This window comes from Micromonospora echinofusca (genome assembly GCF_017614955.1).
GTDB classification, from domain to species: Bacteria; Actinomycetota; Actinomycetes; order Mycobacteriales; family Micromonosporaceae; genus Micromonospora; species Micromonospora echinofusca_A.
On sequence record NZ_WVUH01000003.1, the window covers coordinates 39,507 to 59,851 of the forward strand.

The window sequence follows — 20,345 nt, forward strand, 5'->3', positions numbered from 1 at the left end:
GCGGTGCTCATTCCCCGGTCGATCCACGCCAGCGGCTCGGTCCAGGAGGAACCGGCGTACGCGGAGTTCGCGGGCGGATCGTCCCGGTCCGGCCCGGTCACCTGGGGCCAACGGGCGGTGTGGTTGACCGTCGACCTGTTCCGGTCCCCGCAGGCGTTCGTCAGCCTCCGCCGTGTGCTGGCGGTCTCTCCGAGGGCCGACGTCGACGTCCCCCGGGCCCTGCGGGCGTTGGGGGCACTGGTCAGCCGGCACGAGTCGTTGCGGACCCGGGTCCGTCTGGTCGACGGGGAGCTACGCCAGGAGGCGGCCGGCCGGGGCCGGCTACCGGTACGGGTGCACGCCGTGGCGGACCCGGCGGCCGACCCGGACGGCCGGGCCGCCGCCGAGCTGCTGACCGGGCAGCTCGGTGACCCGCCCTTCGACCACGGCACCGAGTGGCCGCTGCGGGCCGGCCTGGTCACCGTCGACGGCCGGGTACGGCAGCTCGTCGTGGTGTTCAGCCACTCCACGGTGGACTTCCACGCCACCGAGACCGTCCTGCGGGACCTGCGGATGCTCGTCCTGCGAGGGTCCGTACCCGGTCCGCCGGGGCTCCAGTCGCTGGACGTCGCCGAGCGGGAACAGCAGACCGAACGCCGACGCTCGGACCGCTCGGTGGCGTACTGGGTCCGGCACTTCCCGACCTTCACCGTCGGCCTCTTCACGCCGGTCCCCGAGCCGACCGGCCCCCGGTTCCGGCGTGGCTCACTGGTCTCGGCGGCGGTGTACGACGCCGTCCGGACGATCGCCGCCCGGCACGGGGTGAGCACCTCCACGGTGCTGCTGGCCGCCACCGCCGCCGTCACCGCCGCCCTGGGCGGACACGACGTCTGCGGCATCGTGACGATGGCGAACAACCGCTTCCCACCGCGGTACGACACGGCGATCAGCAAGCTCAACCAGTTCGGGATTTGCCGGATCGACCTCTCCGACCGGCCCGACTTCACCGCGTTGCTGCCCCGGGCCGCGCAGGCCGCCCTGGACGCCTACCGGCACGCCTACTACGACCCGGACGCGCTGGCCGTGGCCTTCGCCGAACTCGGCCACGACTCGCACCGGATGCTCGCGCCGTTCTGCTACCTCAACGACATCCGCCTGCCGCACGAGCCGGACCGCGCTCACACCGGTCCGGACGAGGCGACCCTGCGGGCGGCCGTCGCCCGCTCGGAGTTCCGCTGGCGGGAGGAGCTGGCCGGATTCGTCTGGCGCTGCCGGATCCAGATCGTCGACGCGCCCGGCGCGGTCGAACTGGTCGTCACGGTGGACACCGGGTACCTGCCGGCGGAACAGGCCGAGCGGCTGCTGTGGAGCGTCGAGGCGCTGCTGGTCGAGGCGGCCCTCCGTCCGGTGCCCTGGCCGTGGTCACCCGCCCCGGCCGGCGGGTCGTCGGGGCGTCGACCCACCCCGGCCGCCGGGCCGCCGGGGCATTGACCTGCGCCGGTTCACGCCATCGAGATCATCTCGTCATGCCGGTGACATCGGCCTCTCCGACAGTGGGGCATTGTCTCCCACCCCCTGAGGAGAACCATGGCACCCACCCCGCCGACCGACGCTGAGCTGGACATCCTCATCCGTGCCCGGCTCGCCGCGCTCGGTATCGACCTCGATCAGCTACCACCCGGCACCACCCCGGACCCGGAGACCGGCTCACCGGGGCAGGACAGCGTCCTGGCGTCGCTGCGGTCCTTCGTCCGCAGCACGGTCACCACGCTGGCCGCGTACCAGCTACCCGCTCCGGCCGGTACCGACCCGGCCGTGGCCACGGCCCTGTCCCAGCAGCCGGCCCCGCTGCTCTACCCCTCGATCAGCACCGAATGGCGGAAGTGATGAGCAGCGTTCCCGTCGACCGCAGCATCGACCGGCGGGCCTTCCTGGCCCGTACCGCCGCACTGGCTGCCGCCTCGGCCGTCGGCGGCGCCGTGGCCCTACCCGCCGTCGCGCAGGCCGGGCCGACCCGGACGCCCGTCGGGCCGGCACCCCGACCAAACGCCGGCCTGGACGGGCCCGACGCGTACGTCCGGCCCCGTCCGGACGCGGTGGCCGACCCGACCGAACTGACCATCGCCGAGGCGGCCTGGCTGATCCGGGCCGGCCGGCTCACCCCGGAACAGCTCGTCGAGGCGTACCTCGCCCGCATCTCGACGTACGACGCCACGTACCGGGCGTTCAACCTGGTCCTCGCCGACGCGGCGGTCACCGCGGCCCGGGACCTCGCCGGTCGACCGCGCCGGGGCGCCCTGCACGGCATCCCGCTGGCCATCAAGGACAACTACTACACCGCCGGGGTGCCCACCACCGCCAACTCCTACCTGTTCCGGGACTTCCGGCCCCCCTTCGACGCCACCGCCGTGGGGAAGCTGACCGCCGGTGGGGCGATCGTGCTCGGCAAGACCCAGATGGGGCCGCTGGCGACCACCCGGGCCACCACACCCGACGGGGCGGTCACCACGGTCAACGCCTGGACCCCGACCGATCCCCGCACCGACCCGGGCGGATCCTCCACCGGTACCGCCACCGCCGTGGCCGCCCGGCTGGCCACCTCCGGCACCGGCACCCAGACCGGCGGTTCCATCACCGCCCCGTCGAACGCGCAGAACCTCACCGGACTCAAGCCGACCATGGGCCGGGTCTCGCTGTACGGCATCATCCCGCTCAGCTACACCCGGGACCATCCCGGCCCGCTGGCCCGCGACGCCAAGGACGCCGCGATCATGCTCACCGCGATGGCCGGCGAGGACCCGGCCGACCCGCGTACCCAGGGGCTGCCCGCCGTACCGGACCTGATCGGCGCGGCTACCGGCGGGGCCGGTTGACGCTGCGCTGGAAGACCCGGATCGGCGTGCTGCCGGGCTTCACCACCGGCACCTCGGCCACCGCCCTGGCCCGGCAGGCGTACCTGGCGAAACTCGCCGCGATCCCGGGCGCCGAGGTGGTCGACGTGCCCCTGCCCGACGAGTGGGCCCTGCTCACCGGGAACGCCTTCAACAACGTACGACTGCCGGAACGCAGCGAACCGTTCCTGCCGTACCTGCGCAGCGACCTGCGGGGGTTCGGGGTGTCGGTGACCGGCTGGTTGCAGGGCGCCCTGCTCGGCGCCAACGAGTTCCTCACCGGCCAGCGGGCCAAGCTGCTGCTGATGGAACGGGTGCTGGACCAGCTCTTCGCACACTGCGACGTGGTGGTGCAGACCAGCCCGGTGCCGTTCGACATCCTCGGGCTACCGGAGATCGCCTTCCCGATCGGCTTCACCGAGACGGGCGTACCGATCGGCACCATCCTCGGTGGCCTGCCCTACGGCGAGGACCGCCTGCTGTCGGTGGCCGCCGCCTACCAGGCCGTCACCGACTGGCACCGGCGGCGACCCGCCGACCCGCCGGCTCCCGCGGCAGCCGCCCGCAGCGCGACCCCGGCCACCGCCCCCACCGCGTGGCGACTGACCGCCGACGAGGTCGCCGAGCTGGCCCAGTAACTGCCGGCCGGCACCGCTGCCTGCCCACCACGGCGGACGGGGGTACGGCGCACCGGACGGCTCCGGCGTGCCGTACCCCCGTCGGTCAGTCCCGGCCCCGCTGCCGGCGGTACCGCGCGATCAGGGTGGCGGTGGAGGAGTCCACCGCAGCCAGGTCCACGTCGGTGCCGGTGAGCAGCGGCGCGAACTGGTTGGCCATGACCTTGCCCAGCTCCACGCCCCACTGGTCGAACGGGTTGATGTCCCAGATCGCCCCCTCGGTGAAGACGATGTGCTCGTAGAGGGCCACCAACTGGCCGAAGGTGGCCGGTGTGAGCCGGGGCGCGACGATCGAGGTGCTCGGGTGGTTGCCCGGCATCACCTTGTGCGGCACCAGCTCCGCGGCGGTCCCCTCGGCCGCCACCTCCTCGGCGGTACGGCCGAAGGCCAGCGCCGCGGTCTGCGCGAAGAAGTTCGACATGAACAGGTCGTGCATGTCGCCGAGGTCGTGGTGGGGCTCGCTGAACGCGACGAAGTCCGCCGGGATCAGCCCGGTCCCCTGGTGCATCAGCTGGTAGAAGGCGTGCTGGCCGTTGGTGCCGGGCTCGCCCCAGAAGATCTCCCCGGTCCGGTACGTCACCGGGGTCCCGTCGACGGTCACCGACTTGCCGTTGCTCTCCATGGTCAGCTGCTGGAGGTACGCCGGGAACCGGTGCAGGTACTGCGAGTACGGCAGCACCGCGTGGGTCGGCGCGTCCAGGAAGTTGGTGTACCAGACGTTCAGCAGACCGAGCAGGGCCGGGACGTTCCGCTCGACCGGTGTGGTCCGGAAGTGTTCGTCCATGGCGTGGTAGCCGGCCAGCATCTCGCCGAACCGGTCCGCCCCGATGGCCAGCATCACCGACAGGCCCACCGCCGAGGGGAGCGAGTACCGGCCACCCACCCAGTCCCAGAACCCGAACATGTTCTCCGGGTCGATGCCGAAGTCCTGTACCCGCTGCCGGTTGGTGCTCACCGCGACGAAGTGCCGGGCGACCGCCGCCTCGTCACCACCGAGCCCTTCCAGCAGCCAGTGCCGCGCCTGGCGGGCGTTGGCCAGGGTCTCCTGGGTGGAGAAGGTCTTGGAGACCACCACGAACAGGGTGCTGGCCGGGTCCAGGTCGTGGATCGTGTCGTGGATGTCCGTAGGGTCGATGTTCGACACGAACCGGCAGGTGATGCCGGCGTCGCGGTACGCCTTCAACGCCTCGTACGCCATCACCGGCCCGAGGTCCGAACCGCCGATGCCGATGTTGACCACGGTGCTGATCCGCGCACCGGTGTGCCCCTGCCACTGCCCGGAGCGCACCCGTTCGGCGAAGGAGGCCATCCGGTCCAGTACGGCGTGCACGTCGGCGACCACGTCCTGGCCGTCGACCACCAGCGTGGCGTCCCGGGGCAGGCGCAGCGCGGTGTGCAGCACCGCCCGGTCCTCGGTGGCGTTGAGGTGCGCGCCGGAGAACATGGCGGCGATCCGCTCGGTCAGCCGTACCCGCCCGGCGAGCGCGGCGAGCAGCCTGACGGTCTCGTCTGTCACGAGGTTCTTGCTGTAGTCGACGTACAGGTCGGCCGCCTGCCCGGCGAGCCGCTCCCCACGGTGCGGATCGGCGGCGAACAACTCCCGCAGGTGGGCGCCGCGCAGCTGCGCGGCGTGCTCCCGCAGGGCCTGCCACTCGGCGGTGGCGGTGACATCCGTGACCATCCGGACGCTCCTGTTTCTTGTGGTTCTTCCCGGTACTGTACCGTCGTTGGTGATCTGTCCAGCCTGCCACTGTGCGGACACCGCCGTGACGGGAGCCCTCGGATCCGTCCACCGGGCGGACCACGGTCGGCCCGCCCGATGTCCCGCCCGGCGCCTCCTCGACGGTCTCCGGTGACCGCCTCCACCCCGCCGGGTTCAGCGGCGGGGCGGTACCACCACCAGGCCGCTCTGGTAGGCGACGGCGACCGCCTGCGCCCGGTTGGTCAGTCGGAGCTTCATCAGTACCCGGCCCATGTGCGACTTGACCGTGCCCTCGGTGATGAAGAGCCGGCCGGCGATCTCGGTGTTGGAGAAGCCCTGGGCCGCCAGTGTCAGCACCTGCCGCTCCCGGTTGGTGAGTTGGCGCAGCTCCGCCGGAGTCCGCACGCCCGGCTCCGACCGGGCGGCGAAGTCGCGGATCAGCTGCCGGGTCACGGCCGGGTCCAGCCAGCCGAGGCCGGCGGCCACCACCCGGATGGCCCGGAGCAGTTCGTTCGGTGCGGTGTCCCTGAGCAGCAGTCCGGCGGTCCCGGCGCGCAGGGCCCGGTAGACCGTGAGGTCCGAGCCGTCGCCGGTGAGGACGAGCACTCTGACCGGCCGCTGTGGATCGGCGGCGAAGCCGGCGCCGGTGACGGTACGGATGACGTCCAGGTTTCCTCCGTCCAGCCCGTCGAGGACGACCAGATCGGGTCGGTACCTCCGGGCCGCGTCGAGCACGTCCACACCGTCGGGCACCTCGGCCACCACCTCGACGTCCGGTTCACCGGTCAGCAGCATGACGACGCCCCTGCGCAGCAACGGCTGCCCACCGGCGACGACGACCCGGATCGGTTGGCTGGTACGGCAAACCTGTCCGTCCGTCACGGCCACCCCCAGAGCCAGAGGTCAGAGATCAGCGTCTATTACCGTGCTCTTTATGGGACACCCTCGGCTGGGCCGGTGGAAGTGTCACGCCGTCTCTGTCGGGAAGTGGACCGGTCCGCAGGTGCAGGGCCCGTACCACCCCGTACGGGTGAGGTGGCGGCGCGCGCTGACCGTCCCGGGGCAGCCGGCTGGTTCCGACCGTGGGAGGACGCCGACGACGGTCGTTCGTCGAAGAATCAGACCGCCGCCGGACCAGGTGCCGGCGGCATCGGACGACCGGGAGGTCCCATGAAGAAGCTGGTTTCGCTGGTCGGTGTCACCGCGCTCGTGCTCACCATGTTCGTGGCCGGCGGCGCATCCGCAGCCCAGGTGGACGAGACATCAGACCGGGCGGTCGTCGCCGTCTACCAGGGTCCGTCCCTCCGGGCCCAGACCCGGGTGGCCAACGCCACCGTCGATCCGGCGGCGCTCGGCGGGGCATCCACCATGGCCTACGGCTCCTACACCCACTACTGGGGTGCGCGGAACGGCTGGTGGACCCTCAACCTCAGCGGCCTCCCGGTGACCCCGCGGCAGGCCGTGGTGGTCTCGGCGAGCGAGGTCGACGGCGGCGGCAACGAGTTCATCGGGGCGACGATCACGGTGCACAACGTCGCGGTGTGGAACGGCGGCGCCTCCATCAAGATCTACGTCGACTGGGGCTCGCCGATCTACATCAACGTGCACTACGTCTGGTAGCGGGCGCCACCTGCGGGCGGAGGCGGAAGGCACGCCTCCGCCCGCTGTCCTGTCGGCACCTGTCACCACCGCGCCGGCGGCGGAACAATTCACTGCCGCCCGTCCTGCCGGCCACCTAGGGTGGCGGTGGTGGCGGGCCGTCCGGTCCACCACCACCGTGCGTGACCGGAGAGGAGGAGGGGTGGCCCGGCCGGGTACGCCCCGACCCGTCGATGACCCCTGAGGCCCTGACTCCCGAGACCCTGGTACGCCTGCTGGCCGAACCCGACCGGATGCGGGTGCTCGCCGCGATCGCGCTCGGTGCCCACACTCCCGACCTGGTCGTACGGGCCTCCGGACTGTCCGCCCGGACGGCTGTGGCGGCGTTGCACAAGCTGACCGGGCAGGGCCTCGTGGTCACCGACGACGACGGCCTGCGGGTGGCGTACGGGACGCTGCGGGAGCTGTCCCGGGACACCGCCGCAGCTCCGTCGGCCGATCCGGCGGGGGAGGCCGACCGGGAGCTGCGCCCGTTCCTGCGCGACGGGCGGCTGATCCGGTTCCCGGCCCAGCAGCAGCGGCGGCTGGCCGTGCTGCGACGGATCGCCGGGAGTTCGTTCGCGCCGGAGCAGCGGTACGACGAGGCGACGGTCGACGACCGGTTGCGGACGTGGTGCGCGGACGGGGAGGTGGACCATGTGACGGTCCGCCGGTACCTGGTCGAGGCGGGCCTGCTCTGCCGGGCCAACGGGGTCTACTGGGCCAGCCTCGCGTCGCCCCCGCAACCGGGTCCGGCCGAGCGGTACGTGACGGCCATGGGCCTGGACTGAGCGGCTGCGCTGCGGGCTCGGCTGGGCAACGAACGCCGGGTGGGCTCACCCGGTCCGCGATGGTGCGGCGTCGCTGTCGGCGCGCGGGGGCGCGGCGAGCGGGAAGCAGCCGGCGAACGGGTCGGGCCAGGTGCGCCAGGCGTCCTCGCCGTCGGCGAGTTCGGCATCGGTGAGCAGGCAGCCGGCGAGGGTACGGTGCAGGTCGACCGGGTCGGTGTCCAGGCCGATGAGGACGAGGTGCTGGTGCCGGTCACCGTAGTACGGGTCCCAGTCGAGGGCGGCGGCGAGCCGGCGCTGGTTGTCGACGTGGGTCCACCGGTCGTCGGGTAGGGCGGTCAGCCAGGGCCCGAGTCCGGCCAGGGCGAGCCCGCCACCGGCGAACTCCCAGCCGATGACGGTGTCCGGTTGGCTGGCGAGCCAGAGGTGTCCCCGGGAGCGGATGATCTCGGCGTTGACGTCTTCGAGGACGTCGTGCAGCCGGGTCGGGTGGAACGGTCGACGGGCCCGGAACACGGCGGAGACCACGCCGTGGTCGGGGTGCGGTTCGTGCAGGCCCAGGGCGTGGCCCTGAAGACCCCGGTTGAGGACGCTGGGGGTCTCGGGGCGGTGCCGGTGGGTGTGCCGGAGTTGGCGGGTGAGGGCGTGGGCGTCGACGAGGTCGTCGTCGAGGCGGAAGTGGGCGGCCCAGGGGGCCATCCGGTGCAGCAGGACGGCGAGCCGGTCGGTGTCGTACGGCCCGTCGGGGTGCCGTCCCCACAGCACGACGGTGTCGGCGTACTCGATCTGCCGGGCGACGACGTCGGCGAGCCCACGGTGGTCGTCGTCGGCGGCCTGGATGCCGAGCGCGCGTAGGTCGTCGGTGCTGGTCAGGCCGTCGAGCAGGTGTTCGGCGTCGACGACGGTGAGGTAGGAGTCGACGCGGAGCAGGTCGGTCAGCGGGGTGCCGTCGACGGCACAGTGGGCGCAGGCGGCGGCGACGGCCTCGGGCTCGACCACGTCGGGGAGCAGCAGGAGCAGGTCCCGGCCGGTACGGGCGAGCCGGGCCAGGGTGGGCAGCACGTCCTCGCGCAGGGTGCAGGAGACGCAGCCGTGGACCAGGGCGACCTGTTCGTCCTCGACGATGCCGCTGCCGGTGCGCACGACGCGGCGGACCAGACCGGCCCGGATGCCGGTCAGGTCGTGCCGGATGAGCAGCAGGGACGGGTCCGCCGCGAGCAGGGCGCGGGCGGTGGCGAACGTCGCGGCCGGCCAGAACCCGCTGAGCACGGTCAGTGCCGGCCGGTCGTCGGTGGGCGCGGTCGTGGCGTCATGCGGTCCGGTGGGAGACGGCATCACGGTCCTCCGTTCAGTTGAAAACGATTGTCATTGTAGAATGCGTGAGCGCCGGCGTCGGCACCCGGGTCGGGGTGTCGGCCACTCCGGCGTCTGTGCTAAAAAGAAAACCGTTTTCATTAAGACTGTGCAGAGGAGCAGGTCATGTCCCGACGGTGCGAGGTCACCGGCGCCCAGCCGGGCTTCGGTAACGCGGTGTCCCACTCCCACCGGCGCACCCGCCGCCGGTGGAACCCGAACCTTCAGCAGCACCGGTACTGGCTGCCGTCCGAGCGGCGCTGGGTGACCCTCACCCTCACCGCGAAGGCGCTGAAGACGGTCGACCGCAAGGGGATCGAGAAGGTCGTCGCCGAGCTGCGCGCCCGGGGGGTGAAGCGCTAGATGGCCCGCCAGACCGATGTCCGACCGGTGGTCCGGCTCCGCAGCACCGCCGGCACCGGCTACACGTACGTCACCCGCAAGAACCGCCGCAACGACCCGGACCGTCTGGTGCTGCGCAAGTACGACCCGCTGCTCCGCCGGCACGTCGACTTCCGCGAGGACCGCTGACTCTCCGCGGTCGGCCGCCGTTTCCGCTCACGCCGGGCCGCTGACCGGGGCGGCGCGGTCGTCCCCGGCCGGCCGGGTCAGGCCGGCGTCGGGGCCAGGCCGAGCACGTCCCGGGCGAGCCGGTGGACGTTTGCCACCGTACGGTCCCGACCGCCAGCGGCCTCCACCATCAGCAGCAGGTGCCGGACCCCGGGCAGCTGCGCGGCGGCGCGGATCCGCTCCCGGCACCGGTCGACCCCGCCCACGGGATGCAGGTCGAGCAGGTGTGCCACGTACCGGTCCCGCCGGTGGGCGGACCCGGTCGACCCGTCCAGCCGGACGTAGTCGTCGGTACCCGCCAACAGGCCGGACAGCCCGGGACGGACCGTCTGCGCGGCCGTGGCGTCGTCGTCGGCCAGGTACGCCAGGTGCGCGCTGGCGTGGCCGACGGCGCCGGGATCGTGCCCGTGCGCCGCCGCCACCTCGGCGTACCGTTCCAGCAGCGCCGCCTTCTCGGCCAGGGTGGCGTGCAGGCCCAGCAGCAGCGGAAAGCCGTACCGGGCGGCGAGTTCCACGGTCGGCGCCGAGGTGGCCGCGACCCACACCGGCACCGGCCGGCGCGGCCGGGGTACGACGTGCACCGGCCGGAACGGGAAGGCGGCGTTGCCGGCGACGACCGGCGCCCCGGACAGCCACGCCGCCAGCAGGTCGACGGCGTCGGCGAAGCCCTCCGTGTAGCGGGCCAGCCCGGTGCCGAACACCTCCAGGTCGACCCAGGGTCCGCCCCGCGCGATCCCGAGGCGGAACCGCCCGCCGGACAGCTCGTCGAGCAGGGCGGCCTCCTCCGCCAGCGCGACCGGATGCCGGTTGGACAGGATGCAGGCGGCCGTGCCGACCGTGATCCGGCGGGTCGCGCCGAGCAGGTGTGCGGCGAAGGCGACCGCCGACGGGCAGGCCCCGTACCGGATGAAGTGGTGCTCGGCGATCCACACGCCCGCGTAGCCGGCGGCCTCGGCAGCCAGCCCGTACGCGTGCGCGTCGGCCAACGCCTGCGCGGCGGTCACCCCGGGGTGCTGCCCGGCGAGCAGGAACAGGTGGGCCTCGACCGGCGCCATGGTCCTCCCGAGCCGGGCGGGAACAGTAACGATTGTCATTACGGGTACCTGTCGAGCAGACCACGACGCCCGCGCTCCGGTCAACCGGGCACGCCGGGCCGGCTGCTCCGTTGTCTGGGGCCTCAGCCTCCTGTCGCGGTTCTCAGGAAGTCGGGGTATCCGGACGGCTCCGACACCCCGACTTCCTGAAAACCGCGACGAGGTCGGTCGGTCGGGTCAGCCGGCGAAGGAATGGGCGGCGAAGCCGGTCACCCCGGGCCGGAACCGGAACAGCGCACCCGCCGGTGACCGGTCGTCGGCCGGCAACCCCTGCCGGGAGGTGGTGACGTACAGGTCGGCGTAACCGGGGCCGCCGAAGGTGCAGGCGGTCGGGCGGGCCACCGGCACCGCCACCACGGCCGAGAGCCGACCGTCGGGGGTGTACCGGTGCACCGCGCCACCATCCCAGAGTGCCACCCAGATCCCGCCGTCGGCGTCCACACAGAGCCCGTCGGGGAGTCCCGCCCCGGCCGGCACGGTCACCACCGGTCGCCGGTCGGTCAGCTCACCGCTGACCGGGTCGACGTCGAACGCGTCCACCCGCCGGGTGGCCGAGTCGACGTAGTAGGCGGTCCGGCCGTCCCGGGTCCAGGCGAGCCCGTTGGAGACGGTCACACCGGTCAGCACGGTGTGCACCGAGCGGTCCGGGTCGAGCCGGTACAGCGCACCCCGGCCGGGCGCCGCGTCGTACGCCATCGAGCCGCACCAGAAGCGGCCGAGGGGATCGCAGCCGCCGTCGTTCATCCGTACCGACGGGTCCGCCCAGACCTCCGGCAGCAGCTCCACCGCGTCGGGGGTGAGCAGCGCGAACCCTCGCTCCACGGCGGCGACCAGCCTACCGCCCGCCCTCGGGCGCACCGCCGCCAGCACGTCCGCGACGTGCCGGCGACGGACGCCGCCGGTCACCGGATCGTAGGAGAGCAGGTCCCCGGCGAGCAGGTCCACCCAGCACAGCCGCTGCTCGGCCGGGCACCACACCGGCCCCTCGCCGTGCCCGGCGACCACCGGGGTGACCTGCTCGACCTCACCGGCAGCCCGCACCGGACGGCTCACAGGTAGTCACCCGGCCAGTGGAAGGCACCGGGCGCGGTGAGCAGCGCGGTCAGGTGCTCCGGGGTGGCGTGCACCGGCCGGACCATGCCGGTGGTGTCGGTCTCGGTCACCGGGTCGGTCAGCAGGCAGGGCAGCGCCAGCTCGATCGCCGGGTCGGCGGGCAGCCGGGCCTCGATGCACGTCACCCCCGCCGACCCGGCCCGCGCCGCCACGGCGGCGAACAGGGCCGCCAGGGCGTCCTCCTGACCGGGCCAGACCGCCGCCTCCGCCACCCGCAGCCGGTCGTCGGAGCGCTGGGTCACCAGGTACCCGCCCACCTGGCCGTGCTGCCGGGCGACCAGCAGTTCCGCCGGTGGCGCGTACCAGAACGGCACCCGGCGCCCCCAGTCGTCGGCGGTGCGGACGGTGCTCAGCGGGCGACGGGCGTTGAAGGCCCGGTGCACCGGGGCGATCTCCGGCCAGTCGGCCAGCGGGGCGGGCCGCACCGACCAGCCCGGCACCAACGGTGCTGCCGGCCGGACCGGTCGACCACTGCGGTAGTCGAGGGTGAACGACCGGAAGCCGCTGCTGCGGTACACCTCGGGGGTGCCGGTGAACAGCAGCGACCAGGCGCAGCCGTCGGCGGCCATCGCGGCACCGGCCAGGTCGAGCAGGCGCCGCACGTGCCCCTGCCCCCGGGCCGACGGGCGGGTGGCCACGTTGGCCACCCCGCCGACCAGGTCGACGTGCCCGGCGGCGTCCCGGACCCGCCGGGGCAGGTAGTAGACGGCGGCGAGCACCTCGGCGTCCCGCACCGCCACGAAGGTGCGCGGCAGCCTGCCCGGGTCCCGGGCCCAGAGCAGGCCGACGTCCGCCCCGGCGAACGACTCGGCCCAGGTGGCCAGCAGCGACGGTACGTCCGCCGGGGTGGCCGACCGGTAGGTTACGCTGCCGGTCATGCCGGGGCGAGCCGGTTGTGCTGCCGACCGAGCCCGTCGATCTCCACGGTCATCGTGTCCCCGGCGGCCAGGTACGGGAACCGGCCGGACAGCGCCACCCCCTGCGGGGTGCCGGTGTTGACCACGTCGCCCGGTTCGAGGACGAGATACTGCGACAGGTGCCAGAGCAGGTACGCCACGTCGAAGATCATGTCGGCGGTGGACGAGTCCTGCCGGGGCTCGTCGTTGACCCAGGACCGCAGCCGCAGCCGCTGCGGGTCGCCCACCTCGTCCGGGGTGACCAGCCACGGTCCGAGCGGGTTGAACGTCTCGCAGGACTTGCCCTTGCCCCACTGCCCGCCCGGGTCGGCGAACTGGAAGTCCCGTTCCGAGACGTCGTTGGTGACCGCGTACCCGGCCACGTGGGTGAGCGCGTCGGCGGGGGAGTCCAGGTAGCGGGCCCGGGTACCGATCACCACGGCCAGCTCCACCTCCCAGTCGGTCCGGGTCGAGCCGCGCGGGACGAGCACGTCGTCGTACGGCCCGACGACCGTGTTCGGGGACTTGAAGAACAGGATCGGCTCGGCGGGTGGCTCGGCACCGGACTCGGCGGCGTGCGCGGCGTAGTTCTGCCCGATGCAGAGCACCGCACCGGGTCGGGCCACCGGCGCGCCCACCCGCTGCCCGGTGACGTCGACGCGGGGCAGCGGCCCGGCGGCGCGTACCCGGCCGACCGGATCGGTGGCGAGGAACGCGCCGTCGATGTCGGCGGTCACCCCGCTCAGGTCGAAGTGGTCGGTGCCGTCGAACAGCACCGGGCGCTCCGCGCCGGCCGGTCCGATCCGCATGAACCTCATGTGTCCTCTTTCGATGTGTCAGGTGGTCACTGGGCGGGCACGGCGACGACGGTGCCGCTGTGCCTTGCCGTCTCGGCGGCGAAGACCGCCAGGTGGCTGGCGAGCGACTCGTCCAGCCCGGAGCGGATGTGCCGGCCGTCGCCGGTGGCGACCGCCCGGACGAACGCGTCCATCACGCCGCTGTCGCCGCCGCCGTGGTCGTCGGCGGCGGTGGAGCCGCCGACCGTACCCGCCTCGAACTGCTCGACCGTGTCGGTGCGGAAGTCGTGCACGCGGACCCGTTCGCCGTCCCCGGTGAGCATCCCGTGGGTGCCGAACAGCCGGGTCTGCCGGTGGGTCTGCTCGGTGAACGCGGTCATGGTGAAGGTGGCGGTCACCCCGCCGGTCAGTTCCATCGCCAGCACCTGGTGGTCGACCACGTCGTTGTCGCTGGCGTACACGCAGCGCCCGTACGGGCCGGTACGCAGCGCGTCGGTCAGCGCGGCCTCGTCGGTGCCGTCGGTGACCACGCTGACCGGCCAGACCGGCCCGCGTTCGCGCAGCGTGGGCAGGTACAGCTTCAACGCCGAGTACGGGCAGGTCGGCTCCACCGCACAGTCCAGGCACCGGTCGGCGGCCCCGGCCGGGCGCTGGTCGGGGCGGAAGTGCCGCAGCCCGCCGAAGCTGGCCACCCGCTCGATCCGGCGGCCGGTGACGTAGCCCAGCCAGTCCAGGTCGTGACTGGACTTGGCCAGCAGCATCGGGGTGGCCAGATCCTCGCGGCGCCACGGACCCCGTACGTAGGAGTGCGCGTAGTGCCACCAGCCGACCGGCTCCAGGTGCTGGACGCTGACGATCTCCCCGAGTACCCCGCTGTCGACCACCTGCTTCACCAGGTCGGTGTACGGGGTGTAGCGCAGCACGTGGCAGACGGCGAAGAGTACGCCGGTGGCGCGTACCGCGTCGACGATCTGCCGGCACTGGTCGGCGGTGGGCGCCAACGGCTTCTCCACCAGCAGGTGGTGGCCGGCCGAGGCGAACGCCACGGCCGGCTCCACGTGCATCCGGTCCTGGGTGGCGACGATGACCGCGTCGGCCGGTACCCCGGCCAGCAGCAGGTCCCGCCAGTCGGCGAAGCCGACCGCACCGGGATGTGCCGAGGCGACCAGGTTCCGCTGGTGCGGGCGCGGGTCGGCGACCGCGACCAGGGTGGCCCGTTCCGGGTGGTCGGCCACCCACCGGGCGTACGTCTGGCCCCGGTTGCCGGCGCCCACCAGCGCCACCCGGACCGGCCGGTCCTGCTGCTCCACGACACTCTCCTCACTCACTCGCCACCGGGCCGGACCGCCCGGCAGGGCGGCCGGCTCCACCGCCGGCCGCCCGGAACGGGGGTCAGACGCTCAGGTTCCCGGCGTCGCGTACCCGGGGGCCGGCGGCCGGCATGGTCCGGTCGACCACGCCCTCCTCGACGCACCCGGTGTGGTGCAGGTACGACCCGTCACCGAAACCACCGTCGGTCAGCCGCAGCCGGCCGCCGGTGAACTGGGTACCGACCGCCGCGTACCGGTTGCGGCCGGACTCGATCCGCACGTGCGCGGTGTCGCCGTCCCCGGCGGTGCTCAGGTAGCTGCCCAGTTCCCAGCGGACGGCCCCGGTGGCGGCGTCCCGGCTCAGCAGCGCCTTCGCCGCGTTGGTACCCCGGACGACCGCGCCGCCGCCGACGGTGATCCGCTGGTCGGCGGCGCCGGCCAGCTTGATCCCGGTGTCGGTGAGGGTGCCGCCGGTGATCCGCACCTCGGCGGCCTTGACCACGATCGGGGCGGCCTCCGGCGCACCGGTCAGGGTCACGTCGGTCAGGTGCAGCGCGCCGGTGCCGTTGAAGGTGTGCCCGTTGAGCCCGGTGACGGTCGAGCGGACCAGATGCACCGGCACGGTGACGTTCGGCTGCACCACCTGGGTGGCGGGCGTGGCCAGCCGGAAGGTGCAGCCCTCGATGATGTTGGGCCGCCCGGAGCGGGTGGAGGCCTGCGAGATGATCAGCGTGTCGTCGGCCGAGCAGCCGCGCATCTGGATGCCGTCGGCGTTGACCCAGATCATGCCGGAGCCGGCCAGGCCCGCCTTGCGGATCACCTGGACGTCCTCCAGGGTCAGGTCGGTGACCTTGACCCGGGCCACGAACCACGAGCAGACGTGCTTGCGGACGGTGATCCGCTTGGCCGCCGAGCCCCACGCCGCACCGGAGTTGGCGAAGGTCATCAGCCCCGAGTTGCCGGTGTAGACCAGGTCGTGTTCGTACTGGCCGTGGGTGACGAACGGGCCCTGGTCGTCGCCGTCGCCGTGGCAGTTGGTCACGTAGCAGTACGCCGAGGCGGTCCAGTCGTTGAGGTGCCGGGCGTTGGAGGTACGGCAGTCCTCGACGTGTCCGTAGAGGCAGTAGATCTGCTGGGTGAGGTAGCCGGCCCCGCCCCAGGTGACCGAGGTCGGGTTGGTCAGCGTGCACCGGGCGGTGTGGAAGTAGGTGGCCCAGCGGCGCATGATCACCGGCCAGAAGGTGCCGGTGGCGTCGATGTCGGTGGCGTCGCAGTGCACCGCGTACTCGTAGGCCAGCGGGTGCGAGCCGGTGTACTGGTCGGCACCGTTGCCGGTGAAGACCAGGTTGCGCACGTGCACCCGGGCCACCGGCTCGATCCGGGTCCAGGTGAGGGTACGGCCGGCGGCCAGCTCCCAGCCGTTCTTGTAGTTGATCCGGATGTGCGTACCGTCGATGATCTGGGTGACCTGGACCAGCTTCTGGAGTTCCTTCTCCCAGCGGCCGGCGAGCTGGTTGACCTCGACGGCGTACCACTGGCCGACGGCGAACGCCGCCGAGTCGGCGACCTGGAACGAGTCCCAGCCCTCCAGCACCGTCTCGGTCAGCTTGTGGGTGTGCACCTGGTCGGTGACCCGGCCCTGGAAGAAGAGCACCGCGGCGAACGGGTCGTCCCGACCGGCGTCCTCGATGCCGTTGGTGGACATGGTGTGGCCGCCGAAGTCCAGCTCCAGGTCGCTGCGGAAGAACTTGTGCCGCTTGACGAAGTGCAGGTCGGAGTGGGCCTCGATGCGGTACACGGTCGGGTCGGCGACCATCGCGTCGAGCGCCGCGTCGGCCGGGGTGGTGGCGTCGAAGATGCCGAAGTGCCGGAACTCGACGACCCCGCTGTGCAACTGGTGCCAGCGGCCGGGTGCCGGGGCGTCGCGGTGCGGGTCGAGTACGGTGCCGCCGTTGCCGGCGGTGGTGCTGGCCGCCACCCAGCGGACCAGTCGGGCGCCGCCGTCCCCGGCGGCGTGGTGCCCGTCGACGTGCACGACCTGACCGTCGTGCAGTTGGTCCGGGGCGAGGGCGAGCAGTGCGGCGACGGTCGGGACGTGTCCGATGGCGTCCCGGCCGGGGCTCAGCGGCTGGGCGGCGGCGGCCGGTTCCTCGGGGGCGGCGTACGCCATCGAGGTGGGCATGGCCAGCGCGGTGCCGGCGAGCGCCAGGCCGCCGAGGCCGGAGGCGCGCAGCAGGGTACGGCGGGTGGTCGGTTCGGAGCTGTTCACGGGGGTACTCCTTGTCCGCAGGGCGCAGGTCAGAGGGTGAGGTTGTCGCCGGTGGCGACGCGGGCGGAGTCGGCGGGCAGCGCGCGGGCGACCCCCTCCTCGACGCATCCGGTGTGCAGCAGGGTCGACTCGCCGCCGAAGCCGGCCTCGGCGAGGACCAGCCGACCGCCGGAGAACCGGGTACCGGTCGCCCGGTACCGGTTGGTGCCGGTGTCGATCCGGACGTGCGCGGTGTCGGCGTCGGTCGTGCTGCTGGTGCAGGCGCCGAGCTCGACCCGGACCTTCCCCGGCCCGGCGGCCCGGGACAGCAGCGCCCTCCGGGCGTTGGTGCCGACCAGTCGGGCCCCGCCGTCGACCACGAGGCGCTGGTCGCGGACGGCGGAGAGTTCGATGCCGGTGTCGGTCAGGGTGCCGCCGTGCACCACCACCTCGGCGCTGCCGATGCTCAGCGGGGCCGCGTCGGGTGACCCGGTCAGCGTGCAGTCGGTGAAGTGCACCGGGCCGGCGCCGCGCAGGATCGCCCCGTTCAGGCCCCGGAAGGTGGTCCGGACGAAGTGCACCGGGTTGCTCACCGGGGTCTGCACGATCACCGTGCCGGCGGGCTGGTCGAAGTCGCAGTCGGCGATGATGTTGGGTCGACGGGAACGGGCCGAGCGCTGCGCGATGCTCAGCGTCCTGGCCGAGCAGCCGCGCATCTGGATGCCGTCCGCGTTGACCTGGAGGGTGCCGGCGGGGTCGAAGGTGGACCGGGCGATGACCCGGACGTCCTCCAGGGTCAGGTCGGTGATCTTGGTGCCGGCGACGAACCAGGAGCAGACGTGCCGCTGGATGGTGATCCGCTTGGCGCTGATGCCCCACTGGGACCCGCTGTTGGCGATGTCCATCAGCCCGGAGTTGCCGGTGAAGACCAGGTCGTGTTCGTACTGCCCGTGCGTGGTGAACGGGTTGCCGCCGGCGTCGTCGCCGTCGCCGTGGCAGTTCTCCACCGTGCAGTACGCCGAGGCGGTCAGGTCGTTGAGGTGCCGGGCGTTGGAGCTGCGGCAGTCGACGATGTGCCCGTAGAGGCAGTAGATCTGCTGGGTGAGGTAGCCGGCGCCGCCGTACATCACGGTGGGCGGGTTCTTCAGGGTGCAGTCCGCGGTGGTGAAGTGGGTGCACCAGCGCCGCATGATCACCGGCCACCAGGTGCCGGTGGCGTCGATGCCGGAGACGTCGCAGCGGACCGCGTACTCGTAGGCGACCGGGTGGGAGCCGCTGTACTCGCGGTCGTCCGGGCCGGAGCCCGGGTACTCGCCGGTGAAGGCGACGTAGCCGTGGAAGACCATGTTGCGGACGTGCGCCCGCTGCACCGGCTCGACCCGGGTCCAGGTGACGGTGCGGCCCGGGGCCAGCTCCCAGCCGTTGAGGTAGTTCACCCGGATGTGGGTACCGTCCACGATCGCGGTGACCTGGACCATCTTCTGGAGTTCACGTTCGTCCCGGCCGGCGAGCGCGTTGCTGGTCGCGGTCCACCACTGGCCGACCGCGAAGCGTGCGGAGTCCGGGACCTGGAACACGTCGGACAGCTCCGGCACCGTCTCGGTGAGGGTGTGGGTGATCGTCGTGTCGGTCACCCGGCCCCGGAAGTAGAGCACCGCGCCGAACGGGTTGTCGTGGGTGTTGCGCTCGATCCCGTCGGTGTGCACGGTGTGCCCGCCGAAGTCCAGCTCGATGTCGCTGCGGTCGAAGGTGTGCCGCTTCACGAAACGCAGGTCGGTGTGCGCCTCGATCCGGCGGATCGACGGGTCGGCCACCATCGCGTCCAGCGCGGCGTCGGCCGGGGTGTCCCGGTCGAAGACGCCGAAGGTCCGGAAGTCGCCGACCCCGGTGTGCAGGGCCAGCCACCGCCCGGCCGGCCGGCCGTACGGGTCGTGCACGGTGCCACCGTTGCCGGCGGCGGTGCTGGTCGGGTCCCAGCGCAGCAGGGTGCCGCCGCCGTCGCCGGGGGAGTGGTACCCGGCCACCCGGACGACCGTGCGGGCGGCGAGCGTGGCGGGGGTGATCAGGCGTAGCGCGGCGACGGTGTCCACCTGGAGCACCGGGTCGCGGGGAAGTGCGGACGAGCCGGGTTGACCCATGGCAGCCTCAACCTTCGGGTCCGGCCGTACGGCGGGGCACCGTACGGCGGTGGGGGTGGCCGGGTACGGCGGGACGCCGTGCACCGGGCAGGGGGCGCCGACCGGCGCGGACACGCCGGTGGCGGGAAGGTCGGGCGAACGCGCGGGGCGCGCAGGCGGCGGAACTGCTGACCGGATACGTCCCGTGACCGGGGCTGCGGTGCGACGGGAGTCAGCTGTTGCCCGAGATGTGTCGCGGCCGGGGCCGGGACGTTGGCGGAGACGTTAAACAGCAGGTGGAGGCGGTGTCAAGGCGTGGCCGAGCCGGGTCGAGATCTCCTCGGCGGCCTGCCGGACCTGCCGGCCGAGTTCCTGGTACCGCCAGCTCGGCAGGCCGAGCTTCAGGCCGGTGACGCTGATCGCCCCGGCGCAGCCGCCGGTGTGGTCCCGCAGCGCGCTGCCGATGCAGAACACGCCCTCGGCGTCCTCCTCGTCGTCGAGGGCGTACCCGGCCTGCCGGACGTCGGTCAGGTGGGCCAGCAGCGAGTCCAGGTCGGTGATGGTGTGGTCGGTACGCCGGGGCAGGCCGACCCGGCCGATCAGGTCGCCGACCTGGGCCGGGGTCATCTCGGCCAGCAGTGCCTTGCCCAGCCCGGTGCAGTGCGGCAGCTCCCGGGTGCCCATCCGTAGCTCGATCTGGATCCGTTCGCCGTTGCTGACCTGGTCGATGACGACCGCGTGGGCGCCCTCCGGTACGGCCAGCCGGGAGCTGAGCCCGGTGTCCCGGGTCAGTGCGGTGAGCACCGGCCGGGCGATGTCGCGCAGCGAGAGCTGCTCCTGCGCGCGTACCCCGAGCCGGGCCAGGGTCATCCCGAGCCGGTAGCGCCGGTTCATCCCCTCGCCGTCGTCGGCGGCCAGTCCGTGCTGGCAGAGGGTGTGCAGGGTGGCGAAGACCGCGCTCTTGGACAGGCCGCAGGCCCGGGCCACGTCGGTGACGCTGAGCCCCTGGCCGGGGGTGGCGGCGGCGAGCGCCTCCAGCACCTCGGCCGCGCGGCTGACGCTGCGCACCAGGTAGCGGGAGGTGTCCGCATCTTCGGTGACGGTCATGGTCCTTCTTTCGGGCAGGAATACGGACGGTGTTCGCCAAGGCCGAACAGCGTAGCAAATTCGTT

At 72.9% G+C, this 20,345-nt stretch carries 19 protein-coding genes; 8 read left to right on the forward strand and 11 right to left on the reverse strand.

The features are described 5' to 3' along the window. Nucleotides 1-3 precede the first annotated feature (3 nt). From GSF22_RS01040 to GSF22_RS34370, 4 genes are all read left to right on the forward strand, one after another. Nucleotides 4-1,470 carry a condensation domain-containing protein gene (locus GSF22_RS01040; RefSeq protein ID WP_208810736.1) on the forward strand — a complete coding sequence of 489 codons (1,467 nt, stop codon included), beginning with the start codon at nt 4-6 and terminating at the stop codon, nt 1,468-1,470. Nucleotides 1,471-1,566: 96 nt separating this feature from the next. Then, nucleotides 1,567-1,866, forward strand: coding sequence for a hypothetical protein (locus GSF22_RS01045; protein WP_208810738.1), 300 nt, complete (start codon nt 1,567-1,569; stop codon nt 1,864-1,866). Beyond that, nucleotides 1,866-2,852, forward strand: coding sequence for an amidase (locus GSF22_RS34365; protein ID WP_244365713.1), 987 nt, complete (start codon nt 1,866-1,868; stop codon nt 2,850-2,852). Before GSF22_RS01045 ends, GSF22_RS34365 begins: the two co-directional genes overlap by 1 nt. Continuing rightward, the gene (locus GSF22_RS34370; protein WP_244365715.1) at nt 2,849-3,508 is read left to right on the forward strand and encodes a hypothetical protein; all 660 of its coding nucleotides are present in this window, start codon (nt 2,849-2,851) and stop codon (nt 3,506-3,508) included. The genes GSF22_RS34365 and GSF22_RS34370 overlap by 4 nt, the downstream gene beginning before the upstream one ends. An 85-nt stretch (nt 3,509-3,593) precedes the next feature. On the opposite strand, the gene pgi is transcribed toward GSF22_RS34370, so the two are convergent. Together pgi and GSF22_RS01060 are read right to left on the reverse strand one after the other, a co-directional pair. Then, nucleotides 3,594-5,228: a glucose-6-phosphate isomerase gene (pgi, locus tag GSF22_RS01055; protein WP_208810740.1), complete on the reverse strand. Its 1,635-nt coding sequence runs from the start codon at nt 5,226-5,228 to the stop codon at nt 3,594-3,596. Nucleotides 5,229-5,423: 195 nt separating this feature from the next. Continuing rightward, complete coding sequence (locus GSF22_RS01060) at nt 5,424-6,131, reverse strand: LuxR C-terminal-related transcriptional regulator (protein ID WP_208810741.1); 708 nt, start codon at nt 6,129-6,131, stop codon at nt 5,424-5,426. Nucleotides 6,132-6,419: 288 nt separating this feature from the next. Between GSF22_RS01060 and GSF22_RS01065 the strand changes: the two genes are divergently transcribed. Next, nucleotides 6,420-6,869 (forward strand): hypothetical protein, encoded by a 450-nt coding sequence (locus GSF22_RS01065; protein ID WP_208810743.1) that lies wholly within the window; start codon nt 6,420-6,422, stop codon nt 6,867-6,869. Between the two features lie 161 nt (nt 6,870-7,030). Next, complete coding sequence (locus tag GSF22_RS01070) at nt 7,031-7,678, forward strand: DUF2087 domain-containing protein (RefSeq protein ID WP_208810745.1); 648 nt, start codon at nt 7,031-7,033, stop codon at nt 7,676-7,678. Between the two features lie 45 nt (nt 7,679-7,723). On the opposite strand, the gene GSF22_RS01075 is transcribed toward GSF22_RS01070, so the two are convergent. After that, complete coding sequence (locus GSF22_RS01075) at nt 7,724-9,010, reverse strand: CobW family GTP-binding protein (protein WP_208810747.1); 1,287 nt, start codon at nt 9,008-9,010, stop codon at nt 7,724-7,726. A gap of 144 nt (nt 9,011-9,154) precedes the next feature. On the opposite strand from GSF22_RS01075, the gene rpmB reads away from it, so the two are divergent. Both rpmB and rpmG read left to right on the forward strand, forming a co-directional pair. Next, complete coding sequence (rpmB, locus tag GSF22_RS01080) at nt 9,155-9,391, forward strand: 50S ribosomal protein L28 (protein ID WP_208810749.1); 237 nt, start codon at nt 9,155-9,157, stop codon at nt 9,389-9,391. Next, entirely contained in the window at nt 9,392-9,559 is a 168-nt protein-coding gene (gene rpmG, locus GSF22_RS01085; protein WP_208810751.1) for a 50S ribosomal protein L33, read from the forward strand. Between the two features lie 77 nt (nt 9,560-9,636). Here the strand turns inward: rpmG and GSF22_RS01090 are convergent, their stop codons facing one another. The 8 genes from GSF22_RS01090 to GSF22_RS01125 form a co-directional block, all read right to left on the reverse strand. Continuing rightward, on the reverse strand, nt 9,637-10,653 hold the full coding sequence (locus GSF22_RS01090) for an LLM class flavin-dependent oxidoreductase (RefSeq protein WP_208810754.1): 1,017 nt from the start codon (nt 10,651-10,653) through the stop codon (nt 9,637-9,639). Between the two features lie 216 nt (nt 10,654-10,869). After that, nucleotides 10,870-11,745, reverse strand: a complete 876-nt coding sequence (locus tag GSF22_RS01095) for an SMP-30/gluconolactonase/LRE family protein (protein WP_208810755.1) — start codon at nt 11,743-11,745, stop codon at nt 10,870-10,872. Continuing rightward, on the reverse strand, nt 11,742-12,683 hold the full coding sequence (locus tag GSF22_RS01100; RefSeq protein ID WP_208810756.1) for a GNAT family N-acetyltransferase: 942 nt from the start codon (nt 12,681-12,683) through the stop codon (nt 11,742-11,744). The genes GSF22_RS01095 and GSF22_RS01100 overlap by 4 nt, the downstream gene beginning before the upstream one ends. Continuing rightward, the gene (locus GSF22_RS01105; RefSeq protein WP_208810758.1) at nt 12,680-13,519 is read right to left on the reverse strand and encodes a fumarylacetoacetate hydrolase family protein; all 840 of its coding nucleotides are present in this window, start codon (nt 13,517-13,519) and stop codon (nt 12,680-12,682) included. Before GSF22_RS01105 ends, GSF22_RS01100 begins: the two co-directional genes overlap by 4 nt. Nucleotides 13,520-13,545: 26 nt before the next feature. Continuing rightward, nucleotides 13,546-14,808, reverse strand: a complete 1,263-nt coding sequence (locus tag GSF22_RS01110) for a Gfo/Idh/MocA family protein (protein ID WP_208810760.1) — start codon at nt 14,806-14,808, stop codon at nt 13,546-13,548. Nucleotides 14,809-14,890: 82 nt separating this feature from the next. Further along, nucleotides 14,891-17,077, reverse strand: coding sequence for a hypothetical protein (locus GSF22_RS01115; RefSeq protein WP_208810761.1), 2,187 nt, complete (start codon nt 17,075-17,077; stop codon nt 14,891-14,893). A gap of 29 nt (nt 17,078-17,106) precedes the next feature. Beyond that, nucleotides 17,107-19,194 (reverse strand): hypothetical protein, encoded by a 2,088-nt coding sequence (locus GSF22_RS01120; RefSeq protein ID WP_208810763.1) that lies wholly within the window; start codon nt 19,192-19,194, stop codon nt 17,107-17,109. Between the two features lie 264 nt (nt 19,195-19,458). Then, on the reverse strand, nt 19,459-20,280 hold the full coding sequence (locus GSF22_RS01125) for an IclR family transcriptional regulator (protein ID WP_208810765.1): 822 nt from the start codon (nt 20,278-20,280) through the stop codon (nt 19,459-19,461). Nucleotides 20,281-20,345: the final 65 nt, after the last annotated feature.

What these genes read in the sequence shown, in the direction of transcription:
- GSF22_RS01120 (WP_208810763.1), bottom strand. Translation starts at nt 19,194, where the DNA reads ATGGGTCAACCCGGCTCGTCCGCACTTCCCCGCGACCCGGTGCTCCAG.
- GSF22_RS01090 (WP_208810754.1), bottom strand. Translation starts at nt 10,653, where the DNA reads ATGGCGCCGGTCGAGGCCCACCTGTTCCTGCTCGCCGGGCAGCACCCC.
- pgi (WP_208810740.1), bottom strand. Translation starts at nt 5,228, where the DNA reads ATGGTCACGGATGTCACCGCCACCGCCGAGTGGCAGGCCCTGCGGGAG.
- GSF22_RS01100 (WP_208810756.1), bottom strand. Translation starts at nt 12,683, where the DNA reads ATGACCGGCAGCGTAACCTACCGGTCGGCCACCCCGGCGGACGTACCG.
- GSF22_RS01045 (WP_208810738.1), top strand. Translation starts at nt 1,567, where the DNA reads ATGGCACCCACCCCGCCGACCGACGCTGAGCTGGACATCCTCATCCGT.
- GSF22_RS01105 (WP_208810758.1), bottom strand. Translation starts at nt 13,519, where the DNA reads ATGAGGTTCATGCGGATCGGACCGGCCGGCGCGGAGCGCCCGGTGCTG.
- rpmG (WP_208810751.1), top strand. Translation starts at nt 9,392, where the DNA reads ATGGCCCGCCAGACCGATGTCCGACCGGTGGTCCGGCTCCGCAGCACC.
- GSF22_RS01065 (WP_208810743.1), top strand. Translation starts at nt 6,420, where the DNA reads ATGAAGAAGCTGGTTTCGCTGGTCGGTGTCACCGCGCTCGTGCTCACC.
- GSF22_RS01075 (WP_208810747.1), bottom strand. Translation starts at nt 9,010, where the DNA reads ATGCCGTCTCCCACCGGACCGCATGACGCCACGACCGCGCCCACCGAC.
- GSF22_RS01125 (WP_208810765.1), bottom strand. Translation starts at nt 20,280, where the DNA reads ATGACCGTCACCGAAGATGCGGACACCTCCCGCTACCTGGTGCGCAGC.
- GSF22_RS34365 (WP_244365713.1), top strand. Translation starts at nt 1,866, where the DNA reads ATGAGCAGCGTTCCCGTCGACCGCAGCATCGACCGGCGGGCCTTCCTG.
- rpmB (WP_208810749.1), top strand. Translation starts at nt 9,155, where the DNA reads ATGTCCCGACGGTGCGAGGTCACCGGCGCCCAGCCGGGCTTCGGTAAC.